Source organism: Mesorhizobium sp. M6A.T.Ce.TU.016.01.1.1, from assembly GCF_003997065.1.
GTDB classification, from domain to species: Bacteria; Pseudomonadota; Alphaproteobacteria; order Rhizobiales; family Rhizobiaceae; genus Mesorhizobium; species Mesorhizobium mediterraneum.
The window spans coordinates 300,783-319,884 of sequence record NZ_RZTJ01000002.1 but is presented as its reverse complement, the minus strand read 5'-3'; the positions used below and the strand labels follow the sequence as shown (position 1 = coordinate 319,884).

23 protein-coding genes are annotated in these 19,102 nt (G+C 60.1%); 13 read left to right on the top strand and 10 right to left on the bottom strand.

Going from position 1 to position 19,102, the window contains the following annotated elements; all coding sequences use genetic code 11:
- Positions 1-38: 38 nt before the first annotated feature.
- Positions 39-806: a YbhB/YbcL family Raf kinase inhibitor-like protein gene (locus tag EOC94_RS34485; protein WP_245465496.1), complete on the bottom strand. Its 768-nt coding sequence runs from the start codon at positions 804-806 to the stop codon at positions 39-41.
- A 28-nt stretch (positions 807-834) separates the two neighbouring features.
- Positions 835-1,266: a hypothetical protein gene (locus tag EOC94_RS04855; protein ID WP_126103069.1), complete on the bottom strand. Its 432-nt coding sequence runs from the start codon at positions 1,264-1,266 to the stop codon at positions 835-837.
- A gap of 167 nt (positions 1,267-1,433) precedes the next feature.
- Between EOC94_RS04855 and EOC94_RS04850 the strand changes: the two genes are divergently transcribed.
- Positions 1,434-1,616, top strand: a complete 183-nt coding sequence (locus EOC94_RS04850) for a hypothetical protein (protein WP_095486348.1) — start codon at positions 1,434-1,436, stop codon at positions 1,614-1,616.
- Between the two features lie 9 nt (positions 1,617-1,625).
- Positions 1,626-1,847: a hypothetical protein gene (locus tag EOC94_RS04845; RefSeq protein ID WP_126103070.1), complete on the top strand. Its 222-nt coding sequence runs from the start codon at positions 1,626-1,628 to the stop codon at positions 1,845-1,847.
- Between the two features lie 102 nt (positions 1,848-1,949).
- On the opposite strand, the gene EOC94_RS04840 is transcribed toward EOC94_RS04845, so the two are convergent.
- The gene (locus EOC94_RS04840) at positions 1,950-2,411 is read right to left on the bottom strand and encodes a DUF2267 domain-containing protein (RefSeq protein WP_126103071.1); all 462 of its coding nucleotides are present in this window, start codon (positions 2,409-2,411) and stop codon (positions 1,950-1,952) included.
- Positions 2,412-2,812: 401 nt separating this feature from the next.
- Between EOC94_RS04840 and EOC94_RS04835 the strand changes: the two genes are divergently transcribed.
- Positions 2,813-2,977 carry a DUF3309 family protein gene (locus EOC94_RS04835; protein ID WP_126103072.1) on the top strand — a complete coding sequence of 55 codons (165 nt, stop codon included), beginning with the start codon at positions 2,813-2,815 and terminating at the stop codon, positions 2,975-2,977.
- A 171-nt stretch (positions 2,978-3,148) separates the two neighbouring features.
- Complete coding sequence (locus tag EOC94_RS04830; protein WP_245465495.1) at positions 3,149-4,555, top strand: PAS domain S-box protein; 1,407 nt, start codon at positions 3,149-3,151, stop codon at positions 4,553-4,555.
- A gap of 60 nt (positions 4,556-4,615) precedes the next feature.
- Here EOC94_RS04830 and EOC94_RS34005 read toward each other — a convergent pair whose 3' ends face one another.
- On the bottom strand, positions 4,616-4,957 hold the full coding sequence (locus EOC94_RS34005) for a hypothetical protein (RefSeq protein ID WP_185928162.1): 342 nt from the start codon (positions 4,955-4,957) through the stop codon (positions 4,616-4,618).
- Positions 4,958-5,208: 251 nt separating this feature from the next.
- On the opposite strand from EOC94_RS34005, the gene EOC94_RS04820 reads away from it, so the two are divergent.
- Together EOC94_RS04820 and EOC94_RS04815 are read left to right on the top strand one after the other, a co-directional pair.
- Positions 5,209-5,448: a hypothetical protein gene (locus EOC94_RS04820; protein ID WP_029356005.1), complete on the top strand. Its 240-nt coding sequence runs from the start codon at positions 5,209-5,211 to the stop codon at positions 5,446-5,448.
- Between the two features lie 274 nt (positions 5,449-5,722).
- Entirely contained in the window at positions 5,723-6,139 is a 417-nt protein-coding gene (locus EOC94_RS04815) for an HD domain-containing protein (protein WP_127288883.1), read from the top strand.
- 58 nt (positions 6,140-6,197) lie between these two features.
- Here EOC94_RS04815 and EOC94_RS04810 read toward each other — a convergent pair whose 3' ends face one another.
- Complete coding sequence (locus EOC94_RS04810; RefSeq protein ID WP_127288881.1) at positions 6,198-6,608, bottom strand: DUF427 domain-containing protein; 411 nt, start codon at positions 6,606-6,608, stop codon at positions 6,198-6,200.
- 328 nt (positions 6,609-6,936) lie between these two features.
- Here EOC94_RS04810 and EOC94_RS04800 point away from each other — a divergent pair, with 328 nt between their 5' ends.
- Complete coding sequence (locus EOC94_RS04800) at positions 6,937-7,374, top strand: CBS domain-containing protein (protein ID WP_127288879.1); 438 nt, start codon at positions 6,937-6,939, stop codon at positions 7,372-7,374.
- 102 nt (positions 7,375-7,476) lie between these two features.
- Positions 7,477-8,607 (top strand): site-2 protease family protein, encoded by a 1,131-nt coding sequence (locus EOC94_RS04795; protein ID WP_127288877.1) that lies wholly within the window; start codon positions 7,477-7,479, stop codon positions 8,605-8,607.
- Positions 8,608-8,758: 151 nt separating this feature from the next.
- On the opposite strand, the gene EOC94_RS04790 is transcribed toward EOC94_RS04795, so the two are convergent.
- The gene (locus EOC94_RS04790) at positions 8,759-9,415 is read right to left on the bottom strand and encodes a TerC family protein (RefSeq protein WP_095486341.1); all 657 of its coding nucleotides are present in this window, start codon (positions 9,413-9,415) and stop codon (positions 8,759-8,761) included.
- A gap of 397 nt (positions 9,416-9,812) precedes the next feature.
- On the opposite strand from EOC94_RS04790, the gene EOC94_RS04785 reads away from it, so the two are divergent.
- Positions 9,813-10,922, top strand: a complete 1,110-nt coding sequence (locus EOC94_RS04785; protein WP_245458079.1) for an ionic transporter — start codon at positions 9,813-9,815, stop codon at positions 10,920-10,922.
- A 275-nt stretch (positions 10,923-11,197) separates the two neighbouring features.
- Here EOC94_RS04785 and EOC94_RS04775 read toward each other — a convergent pair whose 3' ends face one another.
- The 4 genes from EOC94_RS04775 to EOC94_RS04760 are packed head-to-tail and all read right to left on the bottom strand — an operon-like array spanning position 11,198 to position 14,614.
- Entirely contained in the window at positions 11,198-11,836 is a 639-nt protein-coding gene (locus EOC94_RS04775; protein WP_126103079.1) for a phosphoribosyltransferase family protein, read from the bottom strand.
- A complete protein-coding gene (locus EOC94_RS04770) occupies positions 11,833-12,507 on the bottom strand; it encodes an energy-coupling factor transporter transmembrane component T (protein WP_127288875.1) in 675 nt (224 codons plus the stop codon). The genes EOC94_RS04775 and EOC94_RS04770 overlap by 4 nt, the downstream gene beginning before the upstream one ends.
- On the bottom strand, positions 12,504-14,021 hold the full coding sequence (locus EOC94_RS04765; protein ID WP_127288873.1) for an ATP-binding cassette domain-containing protein: 1,518 nt from the start codon (positions 14,019-14,021) through the stop codon (positions 12,504-12,506). The genes EOC94_RS04770 and EOC94_RS04765 overlap by 4 nt, the downstream gene beginning before the upstream one ends.
- 20 nt (positions 14,022-14,041) lie before the next feature.
- Positions 14,042-14,614: an aminotriazole resistance protein gene (locus EOC94_RS04760; protein ID WP_095486336.1), complete on the bottom strand. Its 573-nt coding sequence runs from the start codon at positions 14,612-14,614 to the stop codon at positions 14,042-14,044.
- A gap of 385 nt (positions 14,615-14,999) precedes the next feature.
- Here EOC94_RS04760 and cyoA point away from each other — a divergent pair, with 385 nt between their 5' ends.
- From cyoA to cyoD, 4 genes are read left to right on the top strand one after another with little or no spacing between them, the layout of a single operon-like run.
- Positions 15,000-15,950, top strand: coding sequence for a ubiquinol oxidase subunit II (gene cyoA / locus EOC94_RS04755; protein ID WP_127288871.1), 951 nt, complete (start codon positions 15,000-15,002; stop codon positions 15,948-15,950).
- Between the two features lie 3 nt (positions 15,951-15,953).
- Positions 15,954-17,948, top strand: a complete 1,995-nt coding sequence (cyoB, locus tag EOC94_RS04750) for a cytochrome o ubiquinol oxidase subunit I (RefSeq protein WP_127204011.1) — start codon at positions 15,954-15,956, stop codon at positions 17,946-17,948.
- Complete coding sequence (cyoC, locus tag EOC94_RS04745; RefSeq protein ID WP_127288869.1) at positions 17,945-18,628, top strand: cytochrome o ubiquinol oxidase subunit III; 684 nt, start codon at positions 17,945-17,947, stop codon at positions 18,626-18,628. Before cyoB ends, cyoC begins: the two co-directional genes overlap by 4 nt.
- Positions 18,625-19,026: a cytochrome o ubiquinol oxidase subunit IV gene (gene cyoD / locus EOC94_RS04740; RefSeq protein ID WP_095486332.1), complete on the top strand. Its 402-nt coding sequence runs from the start codon at positions 18,625-18,627 to the stop codon at positions 19,024-19,026. The genes cyoC and cyoD overlap by 4 nt, the downstream gene beginning before the upstream one ends.
- The last annotated feature ends 76 nt before the right edge of the window (positions 19,027-19,102 follow it).

The following is a 19,102-nucleotide window of genomic DNA, read 5'->3' as shown; positions in this document are numbered from 1 at the left end:
GGCCGACAGGCAGCCCGCCTGCAGGACTTGGCGCTGATTCATCCGTAAGTGCCGATTAATTCCGCCTCACCCAGCATGTTTTCACGGGCAGCCTGCCACACGACCAGGGCATCGGGTTCCGGGCCGATGGGAAGGTTGGCAATGCCAAGGGCGGCGAGCCTGAAGCGGTAGGTGTGTGGTTTATAACCCGGATGCAGGTCGGGTCCATCATAGTGAAGATTGCCGAAATCATTGAAGCCATGAGGCAGGTCCTCGGTTCGCGCTTTGGAACTGCGCCCTTCGGCCAAATGACGCCGGTCGCCGCCGATGTCGTAGACGACCCAATGCCGGGACGCCTGTGACGGTGCATCCGTATCTTCCATGACGAGCACGTAGCTCCGAGTGCCCGGCGGCGGATCGCTCCATTCCAGAAACGGGGAGAGATTGTCGCCGCGCCGGGCATGACGATCTGGAATAGGCTGGCCGTTCTGAAAGGCGGGACTGGTCAAAGTGAACGCCATCATTCTCCTCCTTGCTCGGCTAGACTCGTCGAAATAGACGCTTTGGGGCGCGCCCGTCGCGGCCTTCTCTCCATCAGACGACCCCAACAACCACAACCGGCTATGGATCGTATCGGCGCGGGCCGTGCTCACTTGAAATTGGCGCCCCGATTGCTCCTCAATGTGCTCGCCGAAAAAAGAACCGCGCCCGGGCGAGCATGAGGTCTTCACCCGGCTGCTTTGAAGCAGTGCGTTGGCTCCACCATCCATGGCGTTGCCGGCGATGCCGCCGGCAGTTGGCGGCCAGTCGCTAACGAGAACGAGCAAGACTTTTCGTCACCGTCCTGCGCGGGCCTCAATGCACAAACTTCGCCCTCAGCCAAGCCAGAAGTCTGTTCCCGACAATTGTCCGGCGGACTCTGGCGGCAGCCCATCGCGCTTGCATCGTAGCACCAACGTGGCAGTGACAGACGATGTTGTGCAACTGCCAGTCACTTAGCTCGAAGAAGCGCTTTGCCTCACCGTAGGTGTCATCTTTCAGACCCATGGCGCGCAGCACCGGATCCTCATAGGCAACGGTGATCGGCGATCCCGCGCCACGCGCTACAGCACGGGCTTCAGGACTGAGATATTCGGTGCCTGAAAGCGCTCCGAGGCAGCGCCGTGGATTTTGTTCGAGAAGATCTGCCCAACGCTCGATCCGCTGCGTCCGAGTCATGACAGGGTATGTCGCCGAGGGCTCAACTTTTGCAATTGTCTGCAGTTGGTCGAGTGTTTGGTGTCTCATGGTCGGCTCCTTTTGATAGGTGCACCCACGCCCTAACAAAAAATTATTGCGCTGCGACGCGCCGACAAGGCCGGGAATTGGCAATGTGAGGAGTTCACCCCTCGCACGGCTCGTATCAGGAACCTTCTCGGGGGCCTGCTTGTTTTGGCTAGTGAAAGGAGACCGCCATGAGCACAAAGCCACCACCCGTTCCGGCAGAGAACCAGAGCCCTAAGGGTCCGGGCGATAAGAAGTCGGTTCCTGTCGACCAAACGCAGCACAGCCATTCCGCCCCAAATCCCGACAAACAGGGCCAGCAGGGCAACACGAGGGTCAATACGACCCACCAAGGCTACCAGCAGGACCGTTAGGTGATTTTCATGTCCACGTCGAAGAAGAACCGCGCCAGCATCCGCCACGGCGGTCCTGGCGCATCGCACGAGAATGCGAAGGAGCCGCTGGTGATAGAAAAGCCGCCAGCCGATTCCGACCTGCGCAGCCGCAGCAAGATCTCAGGCGGCGGAGGCGAACGCGACAGCCACCATACTCATGACCCCGAAAAGAAGGGCGGCAGCACCCGACCGGCACGAGAAGGAAGGTGAATGGTCGCTGAAGCCTGGGGCGTAGCGCCTCGCATTCTTTGCTGAAAATGCGGGGCGCGAACAGACCGTCTGATTGTGAGCACCGCCTGACGGCGCTGTGGTCTAGGCAGCACTTTGGTCCGGGGGGACGATCCGTTCTTCGGCCAAGCGCCACATGGTGCGCAGCTTTTCCGGTAAAGTGGCTTGGACCTTGGCGACCTGACCACGCGAGACATGCCGCGACAGCGTGGCAAAGACAGAACGCACCGCATCGTTGGCATCCATGAGCCGTGCATCGGACACGCGATCCGTGACTTCGATGACGAACTCGTCCCAGTCACAATCGCTCGGCTGCCTTGCCGGCTCGAACTGATCGTAGTAGGCGCCACGCACCAAAACTGGCAGTTCTGCGCCGAGATGCGCCGCTAGCCCCAAAGGCAGCCGGTCACGCAGCATCTGCAGGACTGTCGACAACACCTTCCAGCAGAGCTGCCTGTCTGGGCCGAGCTCTTCCATCAAGTCATTGAGCCAGACGTTGGTTGTCTGAAGCGTCTTGTCGAACACGTCGAGGCCTGTCGCGCTCACTATACCGTCCTCCCGGTCACGTCCGCCGCGCACAGTTATTCGTGAACGGATTACGTCCATATGAGTTCCCTCAGGTCTTCAGATTCCAGATGCGGGACATATCACCGGCTCGGCAATGGCTGTGGGCTTTTTTGGCTTACCGTCGCAACTTCAACCTACGTCATGCATTCTTGCTTTAGATCGCCCGTCCCTCCAGGCGGTCCGAGGCTGAAAAAGCCTGTTGCCCGCTGGCTCCCGGCCGGCGGGCTTTCTCGTGGGCCCACCGGCTTTTCCCGCTAGACGAGCCACAACGATGCTACTTCCGGTGGAACAGGAAGCCCCTCTGGGAGTTCATACCGTCATCAACAGGCGCATGGACGTGCCCTTGTATGGCGCGGCAGCGCAAGAATGGGAGAACCACCATGAGCCTCGGAACCATACTCATCATCATTTTGATCCTTGTCTTGCTTGGCGGGTTCAGCGGTCTGGGTGGCGGGCCGTTCTATGGCACCGGCTATTACGGCGGTGGCGGCCTCGGTCTCGTGCTGTTGATCGTGATTATCCTGGTCCTTCTCGGGCGCATTTAGGGCCCGCACGATTTAGCCGATAACTTCACCGGTGATCCTGTGTCGGCCTGGTACCTCGTCCAGGAATGTCGCCGCAGCCGGCGGGGCAAAGGGGGGATTGTCCCGACGGGGAACCGAAATTGCTCAAGCGCATTATAGCCGCTGCAGAAATCCACTGGAATGGCGCAATACGTGAACTTCGTGGAACAAGCCGATATCGGCCTCGGAGTTCCGGGCCTTCCCTCTGCCGACCTGCTGCAGGCACTGCCCGTCGCCGTCTACACCACCGACGAACAGGGACGCATCACCTTCTTCAACGAAGCCGCAGCTGAGCTCTGGGGCCATCGTCCGGTTATCGGTCGGGACCTATGGTGCGGCTCGTGGAAGCTTCGTCATCTAGACGGTCGGAATATGGCGCATGGCGAGTGTCCGATGGCCGTGGCGCTGCGCGAAGGGCGGGACGTCTCATGGGACCAGGCGATTGCGGAGCGGCCGGATGGTGAACTCGTACCGTTCAGGGCTCACCCACGGCTGCTTCGCGACGAAGCGGGCAACATTGTTGGTGCCATAAACACGCTGCTCGACCTGCGCACGCAGGCGCTGGGCGATGAAGCCCGCATGCGTCTTGCCGCCATTGTCGAGTCGTCGATGGACGCCATCGTCTCGAAGGACATCAACGGCATCATCACCAGTTGGAACGATGCGGCAGAACGCTTGTTCGGCTACACGCCTGCCGAGGCGATTGGCCGGCCGGTGACGATCCTCATTCCGCCTGATCGTCTGGACGAGGAAGTCTCGATCATCAGCCGCATCCGCGCCGGCGAACGCGTCCCCTCCTATGAGACGATGCGCCTGCGCAAAGACGGCACGCACGTCTCGGTCTCGCTCACCGTCTCGCCGATCCGCGATGCCATCGGGCGGGTCGTCGGCGCCTCCAAGATCGCGCGCGACATCAGCTCCCACAAGGAGAACGAACGGCGCATCCGACTGCTCATGCGCGAGGTCAACCATCGGGTGAAGAACCAGTATTCGGTGATCATTTCGATGATCCGCGAGACCAGCAAACTGACAAGCACACCCGAGGCTTTCCTCGGGCAGGTTCGGGAGCGTATCGCGGCGCTTTCGGAATCCCATGATCTCCTGGTCAATGCCGAGTGGCGCGGCGCGACGGTCGGCGAGCTCATCCAGGCACAGCTCAAGGCCTTCGCAGCGCAGTCCCGCGTGTCGATGGCCGGGCCAATGGTTATACTGCAGCCGAACGCAGTGCAGTATCTCGGCATAGCCTTTCACGAACTCGCTACCAATTCGGCAAAACATGGAGCGCTGTCCTGCAGCGGTGGACGCGTCGAAATCGATTGGAATGTGATCTCTGCCGGCGACGGCGCGGGAACCTTTCGACTGGTCTGGCGTGAATTGGGCGGGCCGATCCTGGACGCCGTCAGGGGGCGCGGTTTCGGAACGGTCGTCCTGGAGCGAGTGGCGCCGCAGGCTTTCAGCGGCAGCGGCCGGCTGGACTTCCATGAGCAAGGCGTCACCTGGACGCTCGAGGCACCACTGCACTTCGTCCAGGCGTCAGTGGCGGACAACACGGCGGTTTGAAAGCGCCTGTGAAGATGAACCCTTCCCCTCCGACCGACTGTGCTGACGGCTCGGCCGGACCTATTGCGTTCGGTCCGGCTGGCGATGATAGAGCGAAACAGTCCTGCCCTCCAGAACATCGAAGCCGCCGCTGCCAGGCAGAGCATCACAATTCACTGAGTGCCGATGGACGTCATGTGATTCAAGAACTGTGAGGCTGTCGAATTCCATGGCCGCCCCGCAGAACTGGGCCGCTTGCAGCACAAGGCGTTCAATGTCTTCAAGCGCAACGTTTTCTGCGAGGTTTCGCAGCCGCACGGCCTCGGCCACCGTAGTGACATTGACTATTCCCTTATACCGGGCGGCTGCCCGAACTTGCAGGTTAACGTCTTGACACAAATGAGCCGAATAACTGTATCTCATGGAAAACCCTCTTTTTCAGGAGCGGTTTGTCCCTCGTGGTAAGCATGTGCCATATCGATCCGAATGGCAAGGGAAATCAATAAAATTATACCGCAAAATCAATAAGTTAGCCTATTACACAGACTGCGCGGGCGACGCCTCACAGTAACTGTCAGCCTTTCACGCCGAGGGCCTATTAACCGATCTTGACGTTCTGCGAGGCTTTTCCTAATTCTTAGGTAAATACTAACTTTGAGCGGCTGGAGGCGAAAATGGCCGACCTGGAAAGACCCGAACGACTGCAGATCATGCTAACTGCCGACGAATTGGCTGCATTGGAAAATTGGCGCTTTGAAAGGCGCATGCCAAGCCGGTCGGCGGCCGTGAGAGAGTTGCTGCGGCGCGGTCTCCATGCAGACGGGTTTTTGACGGCAGCACAGGGTGCCAAGTCACAGGATTTTGGAATTCTGCCCAGTTCCGGGATTGTCGATGGACCGTCCGACGGCGGCTAGCCGCCTCACACCGCGCATCTGGCCTGTCGCTCAAGGCTAGCAACCTATCCCGGTGTTCCCAAAGATCGGCGACGGCACGCTATACGGCAGGTTCGGTGACGCGAAGCTGGAGACCCTTCGGCAACATTCGGCAACAGTGTGTCGGAGCCCTGCCTGCGCTCTGGAACCTCAGGCAATCGTCGCGCGTTCGGTGACACGGGCTACGGTGCCACACGCTTTTTTTGAGGCACGTTCCGGTTGCATCACCACACACAGGCCAGCAAGGATCGAAGCAATGAGCGTGCTTTACCGCGCGGCAAAAATAGCCGAACAGGCTCATGCCGGGCAGACAGACAAGACCGGGCGGCCCTATATCGAACATTGCCGCCGGGTCGTTGACGCCGTCGAAACGCTCGACCAGAAGGCCGTTGCCTATCTTCACGACGTTCTAGAGAAAAGCGACGATTGGGATCGCGATCGGCTCGAGGCGGCTGGTTTCGGAACCTCCGTCGTGTCGGCAGTCGATGCCATGACACGCAGGCCGGACGAGGACGACCCCGCTTTCGTGCGCAGAGCAGCAGCCAACCCATTGGCGCTGCCGGTGAAGCGCGCGGATCTCGCCGACAATCTGTGGCAGGCACGGCAGGTCGGCACCTCGACATCGAAATATGAAGCCGGCCTGCGGATCCTCGACGAAGAATTCACCGATTGACGGAAAAGATCGCCGTCTGCGGCGTGACCGCCCCGATGTGGAAAATTCAAGCGCCGCGCTACTCGGGGATGTGAGGCGTATGTCGCTTATCCTCGGCAGGATCGGCATCGATCCGCGCCTTGTCGGGATCGAAGGCGCCATGGCGGGCGATGGCCAATGCTGGCGCGTCGGGCGTCTCGTAGGCCCACATGAAATCATCAGCCGCTCCGCCGACCGCGTGAACCCGCCAGTAATTCGCCGTGCCCTTCAGCGGGGAGCGCGTTGTGGTATTCGTCTTCTCCAGAAGGTCGAAATAGATGTCCTCGAAAGGGATATAGAAGACAGGATCATGTCCTTCTTCGTGAAGCACTTTTGCCCGCTCGGTTGAGGCAATGATCGCGTCGGAAAACCTGACCGTCACCGTCCCATTGAACGGGGTAATCGCAAGCGCGCTGGGGCGGCGTGTGGATTTTGCGGCTACGGGCTGCATTCGACTTCTCCGTTGGCTGCGCTGTCTCCCTGAAACGTCGTATCGCCCATCAGGGTTCCAGTCTGGCCGGTCATTGGCGTTGCTGCGGCAGTTACGGCGATGGGCGCATTGGAGCGCGCGACCATTGGGTGGTTCGACTTCGCGCCAAAGACATACCGCAAGATCCCGGCGATGTGAGCTTTCCCAGCCCTTCCGGCTGCAGGTGAGAAACCTGCTGCGGGCCATTCAGGGGCCATTCAGATTCAAGGGAACGTTACCGCCGGAGAGTTCGTTTCCTAGAGCAACACCAAAACCGGCGGCGGGCTTTGCAAGTAGAAGGGAGATTGCCATGAAAATCGGCAACTGCATGACGAGGAATGTCCAGGTCGCGAACCCCCAACAGTCCATTCGCGAGGTAGCGCAGATTATGGAAAGGCTCGACGCTGGAGTGATGCCTGTGGGCGACCACGACCGGCTGGTCGGGATGATCACCGACCGTGATATCGCGATCCGCGGCGTAGCATTGGGTAAGGGACCTGACGCCAAGGTGCGAGATGTCATGAGCCCGGAGGTCAAATATTGCTTCGATGACGAAGACGTCGAGCATGTGCTCGAGAACATGGGCGACCTGCAGGTGCGTCGGCTTCCGGTTCTGAACCGCGACAAGAGGCTCGTCGGGATCATCTCTCTTGGCGATCTCGCGACGAATGGCGAAGCGGCAGAAGCGGGAGAGGCTTTAAGCGGCATCTCGAAGCCGGGCGGCGAGCACTCGCAAACTACCCACTGACTGACGCCGCGATACGTCGGTGCCAGCGCCTGATGTTCTCGTACGATTGCAAGCGCCCTGCCAAGCCTATGGTGAAGGCGGGGCCTCTTGGAGTGGATAAATTTGGGTTGGTCGCTGAACCTCGGGACGATCGCCGGCACCACCGTGCGCGTTCACTTTACCTTCCTGCTTCTGCTCGTCTGGATTTGGCTAACGCACTATCGGATCGGCGGCACGCCAGCGGCCTGGGAAGGCGTAGCATTCATCATTGCCGTCTTTGCCTGCGTGGTCCTGCATGAATTCGGCCACATCGCCGCCGCACGGTATTTCGGCATCAGCACGCCGGACATCACGCTTTTCCCGATCGGCGGCGTGGCCAGGCTGGAACGCATGCCCGAAGAGCCGGGGCAGGAGTTCGTGATCGCGGTGGCGGGGCCGCTGGTCAATGTCGCGATCGCCGCGCTGATCTTCGCTTTGCTCGGCGGGTCGGCAGGTGTCGAACAGATGGCCGGGATCGAGGATCCGCGTACGAATTTTCTCGCCAGGCTTGCAGGGGTCAATGTCTTCCTGGTCCTTTTCAACATGATCCCAGCCTTCCCGATGGATGGCGGCCGTATCCTGCGCGCCGCCCTCGCCGCCCGCCTTTCCTGGTCGCGCGCGACCCAGATCGCCGCCACGATCGGGCAAGGATTGGCCTTCGTCTTCGGTTTCCTTGGGCTGTTCTACAACCCGCTGCTGATCTTCATCGGCATCTTCGTTTATCTCGCCGCGGCTGCGGAAGCCCAGAACGCACAGATCCGCGAGGTCGCCACAAGCGTGCTTGTCGGGGACGTGATGATCACCGAGTTCGCCCGGCTGGACCGGTCGGCGACGCTCGACGAGGCAATCGAGATGCTGCTCGCGACCACGCAGCATGAATTCCCGGTCATCGATTCCGCTGGCCATCTTGAAGGACTGGTGACACGCAACGACATGATCCGGACATTGAAGGAAAAGGGCCCCGCTGAACCGGTCGCGAGCGCAATGCGCAACGATATCCCGAAAATACATTACCGCAAAAGTCTCGAGGAAAGCCTGCGCCTCATGCAGCGGGCAGATGTGCCTGCCGTTGCGGTCGTGGACAATTCCGATCGACTGGTCGGGCTCATGACACACGAAACCATAGGCGAGATGCTTATGGTCCGCTCAGCCGTTTCAGATGGCTTCCGATTTGGTCGTTTGCGTGGGGGCAAGCCGCGACTTACGCAAATCTGAGCACCAGGATATTCTTTCTCTATCGCCGGATCGAGCGGGTCCGCTCTAAATCGTAAGGGAGCGGGTCGAGGGAGGAATAACTTTCGATCAAGCTTGCTTAGGAACAGACCGGCCGGAACGATGCGGTTCCGGCCGATCCACTTTTTGCGTCTTAAGAGCCCGCGACGTGAGGCATAAGTTCAAGAGTACCGCGATAGATCATGTCGCCAGCTACGTAGAGGATGACCACCAGGCCGACATAGGCAATCCAGCGATGCTTCTGAAGCAGATTGGCAATGAAGTTTGCGGCAATGCCCATCAGCGCGACGGAGAGGACAAGGCCGAAGATCAATACGTTCGGATGTTCGCGCGCAGCACCCGCTACCGCCAGAACATTGTCGAGCGACATAGAGACATCGGCGATGATGATCTGCCAGGTTGCCTGCGCCAGCGTCTTGCGTGAGGCTTTGCCAGCTACGACGCCATCGTAGTCAACGTCGCTTTCCGAAAGCGCTTCGATCGCCTGTGTTTCCTGTGCATGGTTTTGCCGAAGTTCGCGCCACATCTTCCAGCAGACCCACAACAGCAATATCCCGCCGGCAAACAGCAAGCCGACGATCTGCAGGAGCTGGGTTGTGGCGGCCGCAAAGCCGATGCGCAGAACGGCCGCTGCGACGATACCAATGACGATGGCGTTTCTGCGCTGCTCTTTGGGTAGCCCGGCCGCGGCAAGGCCGATAACGATGGCATTGTCGCCGGCCAGCACCAGGTCGATCATGATGACCTGCAAGAGAGCGGTCATTGCTTCAGGACTGAAAAATTCTGTCATACGGCACCCTTGCGTTCAGCTAGGGGTGACGAGGCTTGCGAGCATAACCGTAGAGCAACGCGGACACCGCGTATGATGAGAGAAATGCCGCTACAGCTGAAGAAATCTCAAAGCCAGGCCACCCGGATTGGAATTCCAGTCCGACATCACAGTCCTGATGGACTGCCAGAGGGGCCCGGCCTGGTAGCACCTAGCTATTGCCGGAAGCGTGAAAACTCAAGGCTTAATTGTGATCCGGCCTATGCGGCATCGAGTTCGGCCAATTTCGTTACGCCAAGTCGGTCGAGCACGCGGCCATTGAACGGGCCGGCAGCCGCAAGTAGACTGACACCATGGGCTTCGGTCAGTCTCTGTAATACCCAGTCTGCGACCGTCGATGCGATGAAGGAAATCCGTCTTGGCTGTTCATCGACGACCGATCGGCCAATATCTGTTCCCAATCGGCTCCTTGGGCCTGGCCGCATTAATTCATTTCGGCGGCGCGTCGATCGAGCATTCGCTGCTTTCGATCAAGATCCTGGCGTTGATCGTGGTCGCCATCTTCATCTTCGCGACCGTGTTTGTGGTTTTGCATCATGCAGAAGCCGTCGCACGGCGGCTCGGTGAACCTTACGGCACGCTGCTGTTGACATTTTCGGTCACGGCCATCGAAGCTTCGGTCATCGTTTCGATGATGCTGCACGGCGCGAACAATCCGACGCTGGCACGCGAGTCCGTATTTTCGACGGTCATGATCGTGTGCACTGGTGTGGTCGGGGTCTGCCTCACCCTGGGTGGGCTGAAGCATCGATATCAGGACATCAAACGACAGGGCACCAACGCTTCCCTTGCCGTTATTATGGCGCTGACGGTTCTTACACTGATCCTTCCAAACTACACTCTTGCAACAGTCCCCGGTGCGTTCTCCGCATCGCAACTCGCATTCGTGAGCGTCCTTTCAGTTCTCCTCTATGGTGCGTTCGTCTTTGCACAGATGGTGCGCCAACGGGGCGATTTTATCGAGGATCTGACGTCCAGAGCCGAACATGAGGAGCATGTATCTGAGGGTGGGAAAGTGACTACCAACGTGCTCCTTTTATTTGTCGGGCTGGCAGGGATCGTTCTTCTGACCGAGCAGGTGGCCGGCAGCATCGAGGATGGGCTCGCGTTTCTTCAAATTACCCAGGCGGACGCAATCGTGGGCTTCTTCGTCGCTGCGCTTGTGCTTATGCCGGAGGCGGCATCGGCCGTTCGGGCTGCGCTTAACAACGAACTTCAGCGAGGGCTGAATGTCGCCCTCGGCTCCGCTTGCGCCACGATCGGCCTAACAATCCCGGCAATCGGGGCAGCGAGCCTGCTCACGGGACGAAGCCTGATGCTTGGTCTGGGTCCGGGGGATACTGTGCTTCTCCTGCTCGCGCTCGCCATCAGCATCGTGAGCTTTGGGACGGGCCGAACAACGATGCTGACGGGGCTCGTTCATCTCGTCGTGTTTGTCGCCTATCTGTTCCTTATCTTCGTGCCCTAGGATGCGGGACCGTGTCGTGTCGATTTTGCACGCATATGGCCGCAGCTACTGGATCTTCGAGCGCAAGCGATCCGTCGCGAACTCCATCAACACCACGACGACGAAGATCACGAGAATGATGGTCGAGGCGTTCTTGTATTGGAGAAGATCGAACGGTCTTTCCCGCTCATCTCTTTCCCGACTTCGAGCAGAGATACGATGTGTGTCAGTCGGTGACTGATGTTTTCCGCACGTATGGCGCTACCGGCAACCGGTTAGTGTACGGGACCGGTTCGCTAGAGAAAGGTTTCTGGAATGGGTCTCCAGCCGTCCTTGCCTAATGCGAATTGCGGGATATGCGCAAGGCTGTGGATCAGTGCCTGGTCCGGCCCAAGCGTTTCTTGCCAATCCCGCGCCTCGGTGAGGATCACACCGATGCCGACCACTTCCGCGCCCGCGCTGCGCGCCAACTCGACCGAGCCCTTTAGGCTTGAGCCGGACGCCACGACATCGTCAACCACCACGACGCGTTTGCCTGCTAGGAACGGTATCGCGCGGCGGTCGAGAAGCAGGCGCTGCTCGCCCTTCGAGGTGATGGAGGAGATGTGCTGGACGAGCGCGTCGCCCAGATGGATCTTTGGCGATTTCTGCAAGATCACGTAGTTATCGAGGCTCAAGGCGCGGCTCACTTCGATGGCGACGGGAATGCCAAGCGTGGCCGCGCCCACGATCACGTCGGGTTTGAGCGGTCGCAGTTTCTCGGCCAACTTGCGGCCGACATGCTCGCCGAACCTTACTCCGAGATCGATGACCATCATCAGCGAGATGGCGAAATCCGGCCTGATCGCGACGATCGGCAAGTCGACCTGCAAGCCGGCGACGTCGACAGGCCAGTTTTGCCCGGTTATCGGCGAAAAGGCGGTTTCCTGGGTCATTTTGTTTGTCCTTGATGAGCGAGTCGGGGTTCGATCAGCAGGCCCACATTGCGCCACGTTGTGCGCTTTCGGTTCATGTCGAACCCGTAGATGGAAAGCGAAAGCGAGATGGCGTGCGCCAAGCGGATGGCCTGCACTAGAAGCGGCACACCGCGTGCGAGCGCAAAGCGCAATCGAGTGGGTAGCGAGACGTCGTCGATCTCCATGCCGCGTGCGCGCTGCGCGTCGGCGATGCGCTCGAAATCCTCGCGCAGCATCGGGATGATGCCGAAGGTGAGCGACAGGATCAGAGTGACAATGGGCGGGAGACGAGCTGCACTGGCCGCTGCCAGAATAGAGCCTGGAGTGCTTGTCTCCATGACGAAATAGAATGCCGCGGTCGTCGTGATGAGGCGTGCAGCCATCCCGGCGGCGATCGGCAGGGCATCGGCAGGCGAAAGCCCCTGCAGCAGGAGATTGCCGATCCAACTCGCCATGACCAGAAGCACGAGAAGCGCCGCACCCTTGAGATAGCCGCGCAAGCCGGGCACCTGCATCACGCTCAGGAAAACGAGAGAAAGCAGGGCCAGGGGCACGCCAAAGCGCCAGTCCGGCGCAAGCCAAGCCACCAGCATGATCGTGAATGCACCCGTCAATTTCACGAAAAAGTTGAGCTCATAGATCCGTTTCATGCCGCTGCTCCGGTCGATAGAGCCGTCGGTGCGGGCCAACCGAGCTGGGAGAACGCGCTCGACGCCCAGGCTTGCTGCGGCGCGCCGTCGAAGACGATCTGCCCTTCGTCCAGTATCAGCGTGCGCGAGGCGACATCTTGGACGAGGTCGAGATCATGCGAGATGAGCATGATCGCGCGCCCCGACGACAGCATGGACCCGATGAACAGGTCCAGCATGCGTCTGCCCTGCAGGTCGCGCGCAAGCAGCGGCTCGTCCAGGATCGCTATCGATGCCTGCGCCGCATCGGCGCAGGCAAGCCCCAGCAATGCCTGCTGCCTCGTCGAAAGCGCGAAGGGGTTGGCTTCGGCCAACGCTTTAATTTCGTATTTCTCTAGCGCGGCATGCGCCTCCCTCCTTACTAAATCGTCGGCTGCCGCGCCTGCGGTCATGGAGAAAATGACTTCCTCGAGCACAGTCATGTTGAACAGGATGCGGCGCATGTTCTGCGGAAGATACGCGATCGCGCGGGCGCGGCGCGCAACGGTCCAGCCGTCGGCCGGTTCGCCGCCAATACGGATCGATCCTGCGGCGAGCTTCGCCAAGCCGAGGATCGACTGGAACAGCGTCGTCTTGCCTGCGCCGTTGCGCCCTATCAGCGCCACGTGCTCCCCGGCGCGAATCTGGAGCGAGACATCACGCAATACCGGGACGCCGTCGGGGCGCGCAAGCCGGGTGCGGATGCCGGAAACCGAAAGCAGCACGTCGCCGACAGGGAAGGACGGAGTGCAGGTCGCCCGATGATTGGGCGGCAGGATGCCCGCCTCCAGCCATGGCTCTTGCTGTGTCATTATCGTGCGCGCGGCGACGGCCTCCGAAAGCCTGCCCGACACGAGCAGGCGCACATTTTCAGCGACAGATTTGAATGCACCCGGATCCTGCTCGGCGACAAGCAACGAGGGCACCTCGTCGGCAAGCTTCGCGAGAATTCGAACCAGCCGTGCACGGGCAGCTGGATCGAGCCCTGTCGTGGGCTCGTCGAGCACAAGCAGCACAGGCGTAGCCGCAAGGGCAGCTGCGATTGCCACCATCCGCCGTTCGCCGCCGGAGAGAGTGAGTACTCGCCTCCCCCGCAGCGGATTGAGTTCAAGCTCATCAAGCAGAATCTGCAGCCTGCGGCGGATAAGTTTCTTTTCCACGCCCCGGTTTTCCAGCGGGAACGCGATCAGGTCCTCGACACCGAGGTCCCAAAGCTGGTCCTCGACATTCTGAGTGACGATGCCGATCTTGGTAAAAAGGGCATCCTTCGACAAGGTCGACAGCGGCTGGCCATCGAATGAAACCGAGCCGGAGAAGTGGCGAGGGGCAACGAGGCGGGGGATGATCCCTCCCGCCACGTTGAGCAACGTGGTCTTGGCCCCGCCTGCCGCCCCGCACACGAGCAGGCGCTCGCCACGTGCAACGGTCATCGTGGCTTCGGTGACTGCCATCGGCGCATCGCCGAAGCCCACCGTCACATCGTTCAGTTCAAGCACTTTTCAAATCTTACCTGCGCTCAAAAGCGCGTGAAACCGGCCGGATGCGCGCTCTTGAGTATCTTCAGCGCTGGGACAACAAGAAGCGGCGTGCCTATGATCATCGGCACGATGTCCGACAGGCCCAGATACATCACCGCCCACCAGAAGGGGAAAATGCCGAGATAAGCGAGACTGGCCGAGACCGCGACGACCATCACAAGGCCAACGATGAGGCACACTGCCGCAATTTTGATCAGCGTGTTGCGATCGAATTTCGTCCTTGCTGGGTCGAATATCAGCCCGGGCAAGAGGCCGGTGAGGCCTACCATGATGCCGTCGACGATGAGCGAATGAGCGGGGATGAAGGTACCGGCCAGCAGCGACCAGACTATGGTGCCGAGATAGCCGCAGATGAAACCGCTCTTCCAGCCGAGCAGAATGCCCACCAGCGGGGGCAGAAAGGCGAAGATGCGCCACTGGATGACGCCGGGAACGAGTTGGATCGGGTTCGCATAGGCCCAGAGCACTCCGGTCGCCGCTGCAGCGACGATCGAAAGCACGATCGGGAAGAGGGTATTGCCCTCAGGATGAGTTGCAGTTGCTTCTTGCATGACGAAATTCCCCTGATGTGTCTCCCGTAATTGATAAGCAAGTTATATGCCGACCTTGGCGGGCACATCGGACTGGGCCGCGGTTGCCGCTTCTCACGGACTGCACACCAACTCCGCCAAACGTTGCCTTTGCCTCGCGTAAATGCCCGGGAACAAATTCGGTCCCTGAATGTTCGGCTTTCCGCGGACCGGCGGCTTATCCGTTCCGCACCTAAAACCAGAGAGACAGGAAATTCTTCGACGTATACGGTCTTTCTCACTGCAAGTTGAAGCCGTTGCTGAGGGAGCTGATTTCGCGTCGATGCGCATAGTTTCGGCCCGTGGCCGGTGGCCACGAACGAACCGGAGCCGGGTGACTATGTGATCACCTACCATAGGGACGAACATGAAGCGGGCTGGCTCGTCAGGCCTTACCATTCTCTTGTTGGGCACGGCCGAGCTCGCCGGCTGCGCAGGCGGCGTGCTCGACCCACAAGGGCCGGTCGGCGCCGGCAATCGGACAATCCTGCTCAACTCGCTGGCCGTCATGTTGGTGATCGTCGTCCCGACCATCGTCGCCGCGCTATGGTTTGCATGGTGGTTTCGCGCTTCCAACATCCGCGCCAAATACCATCCAGGATTCACCTATTCAGGCCGGATAGAGCTCATCGTCTGGTCAATTCCGACGCTGACGATCCTTTTTCTTGGGGGTCTGATTTATTACGGATCCCATCAGCTCGACCCTCGCAAGCCTCTATCGTCGACCAATTCGCCGCTTGAGGTGCAAGTCGTCGCGCTCGACTGGAAATGGCTGTTCATCTACCCCGACCAGCAAATCGCGAGCGTCAACGAACTGGTCATGCCTGCAGGGACGCCGGTGCGGTTCCGCCTGACCTCGGCGAGCGTAATGAACACATTTTTCGTTCCGCAGCTCGGGAGCATGATTTACGCGATGAACGGCATGGAAAGCGAGCTCAACCTCCTGGCCGACAAGCCTGGCGTCCTTTATGGCCAGTCGGCCCACTACAGCGGCGACGGTTTCTCGGACATGAATTTTCGGGTGCGGATCGTGCCGCCCGAAGCGTTCGCCCAGTGGACGGCGGGCCTCCGTGGCGGCGGCCAGACCCTGAATGCGGGGGCGTACCGCGAACTCGCCCGACAAAGCCAGGACGTGGCGCCGTTTGCGTTCTCGCATGTTCAGCCAGGGCTGTTTGATGCCGTGGTGCGTCAATACCTGCCGCCAGCACCCGGCTCAAACGAAGGCCGCGGCGGCAATCCACGGGTCCACCCCGATCCTTTGGGTCCGGCCACTCCGGCGGACCCGAATGCCAGACATGAACGACACGGAGGCGGTTGAACCATGCTGGGAAAGCTCGACTGGTCCGCGATTCCCTTCGATGAGCCGATCCCCCTCATCGCCGCTCTCGTCGTCTTCCTTGCGGCTATCGGCGTGTTGGCCTGGATCACCGTCAAAGGCTTCTGGCCCTACCTGTGGCGCGAGTGGATCACCTCGGTGGACCACAAGCGGATCGGCGTCATGTACGTACTTTTGGCGGTGCTTATGCTGCTGCGCGGTTTCATCGACGCGATCATGATGCGCACCCAGCAGATCGCCGCCATACATGGGCCAGGCTATCTGCCGCCCGACCACTATGACCAGATATTTTCCGCGCACGGCACCATCATGATCTTCTTCGGCGCAATGCCGTTCATGATCGGCCTCATGAATCTCGTGGTGCCGTTGCAACTCGGCGTGCGCGATGTGGCCTTTCCGACGCTCAATTCCGTCAGCTTCTGGCTGACTGCGTCGGGTGCACTGCTTGTCAACATTTCACTGGTGATTGGCGAATTCGCCCGCACCGGGTGGCTCCCCTACGCGCCGCTATCGGAGCTCGACTACTCCCCGGGCGTCGGCGTCGATTACTATCTCTGGGCGATCCAGATCTCGGGCGTCGGCACGCTGATGACCGGCGTCAATCTGGTTACCACGATTCTGAAGATGCGCGCTCCGGGCATGGGCTATCTGCGCATGCCCATGTTCTGCTGGACCTCGCTCGCCGCCAACCTCCTCATAGTCGCAGCGTTTCCCATCCTGACGGCAACTTTGGCGATGCTGACGCTCGATCGTTATCTAGGGTTCCACTTCTTCACGAACGAGGCTGGCGGCAACCCTATGATGTTCGTGAACCTCATCTGGGCCTGGGGCCATCCGGAAGTCTATATCCTCGTGCTGCCCGCCTTCGGCATCTTTTCGGAAGTGTTCTCCACCTTCTCGTCAAAGCCGCTATTCGGTTATCGTTCGATGGTGGCCGCTACGCTCTTCATCTGTATCGTCTCGTTCATGGTGTGGCTGCATCACTTCTTCACCATGGGCGCCGGCGCAGATGTGAATGCCGCCTTCGGCATCGCCACCTCGATCATTGCAGTCGGCACGGGCGTGAAGATCTACAACTGGCTCTTCACCATGTATGGCGGACGCATCCGCTTCGACACGCCGATGCTGTGGGCCATCGGCTTCATCACCACCTTCACCGTCGGCGGCATGACCGGCGTGCTGCTGGCCGTTCCGCCTGCCGATTTCATGCTGCACAACTCGATGTTCCTGGTCGCGCATTTCCACAATGTCATCATCGCGGGCGTGCTGTTTGGGGCTTTCGCAGGCTTCACCTATTGGTTCCCGAAGGCGTTCGGCTTCCGGCTGCATGAGGGCTGGGGCAAGGCAGCGTTCTGGTTCACGCTGCTGGGGTTCATTCTCGTCTTCCTGCCACTGTATATCGTCGGCCTGCAGGGCATGACGCGCCGCCTTCAGCACATCGAAATCGACCCTTGGGTGCCTTGGCTGATCGTTGCGGCCTGCGGTATTCTTGTGATGATCCTTGGAGCGGCCTGTCAGATCACACAGCTTGTTGTATCGATCAGGCACCGTGATGAGTTGCGCGACAAAACCGGCGATCCATGGGACGGCCGCTCGCTGGAGTGGTCCACATCGTCTCCGCCGCCAAGCTTCAATTTTGCCAGACTTCCGCATGTGGGAGGCGAGGAAGCCTACTGGACCATGAAGCAGCGCAGGATCGAAATGCAAGATTCGGGCGAGGAGCCGGCCTATGAACCGATCGAGATGCCGAAGAACAGTCCTACCGGATTCGTCGCCGCCTTCTTCGCGACCCTCGTTGGATTCGCGCTCATATGGCACATCTGGTGGCTAGCCATTGTCGGTCTTGTCGGCGCCTACGCCACCTTCGTGGTCTTTGCCTGGCGTGACGTCGCCGAATATGAGGTGTCCGCCGAAGAGCTCGAGCGCATTGAACGCGCCGGTCAGCCTGCTTGGTCTAAGCACGGGGAGGAACTCGCATGAGCGCGGTTTCGGGAGCGCTGCCAGGCGCCATTTCGCCTGGCAGGCCAGATCCACATCGGCTCGGCCACGGCTCCGGCCATAGTCATGGTGCGACGGGGCACGGCGAAGGTGGACCGGCTTCGAAATTCGTGACCGTCGCCTACGGCTTCTGGATTTTCCTGCTGTCCGACATCATCATGTTCTCGGCCTTCTTCGCGGCCTACGCCGTGCTGGCGAAGGAGATCGCCGGGGGCCCGTCCGGCCGCGATCTGTTCGAGCTCCCCAGGGTCGCGATCCAGACCGGGCTGCTTCTCATCTCCAGCTTCACTTGCGGTCTGGGAAGTCTTGCCAGCCACCGGCGCGATATGGTCTGGACACAGATCTGGCTGCTTGTGACAGGGATCCTGGGCGCCGCATTTCTTGTCCTCGAGGTGCAGGAATTCGCCGGAATGATCGAGGAAGGTGCCGGTCCTTCGCGCAGCGCCTTCCTTTCTGCCTTCTTTGCGCTGGTTGGATGCCATGGCCTGCACGTGGGAATGGGCCTGCTCTGGCTGGGCACGATGATCGCGCAGCTTTGGGTGAAGGGTTTTCGCGCCGACATCTTGCGTCGCCTTCAGTGTTTCAACCTGTTCTGGCATGCGCTGGACATCATCTGGATCGCGATCTTCACTCTCGTGTATCTTCTGGGAGCCAGCGCATGAGCGATCGTGACCACCGCCCCGAAGAATTCGCCGACCTTGACGATTCCGCGCCTGGCGAAGAGCGCATCAACGAGCAGGAGGTGGCCGGCGGCCTGCTGGGCTACGTGACAGGGTTTGGCCTGGCCATCCTGCTGACCATCGCCTCTTTCGTCGCGGCGCAGAGCGGTCTCATCTACCAGCCGGCGATCATCTCCGCGCTCGTTGTGCTCGCCATTGCGCAGATGGGCGTGCACCTCGTCTTTTTCATTCATCTCACCACAGGCCCGGACAACACGAACAACGTCCTGGCGCTGGCCTTCGGCGTATTCATTGTCGTGCTTGTCGTGCTCGGTTCCGTCTGGATCATGACGCACCTCAATCACAACATGATGCCGATGAACGGAATCCAAATGCAGTAGTGCAGCAAACGAGAACTGGGCTATCTGCCTTCTCCGTCTGGGCGCCTGGCTATCTCCAAAGGTTCGGGGCGCCGAT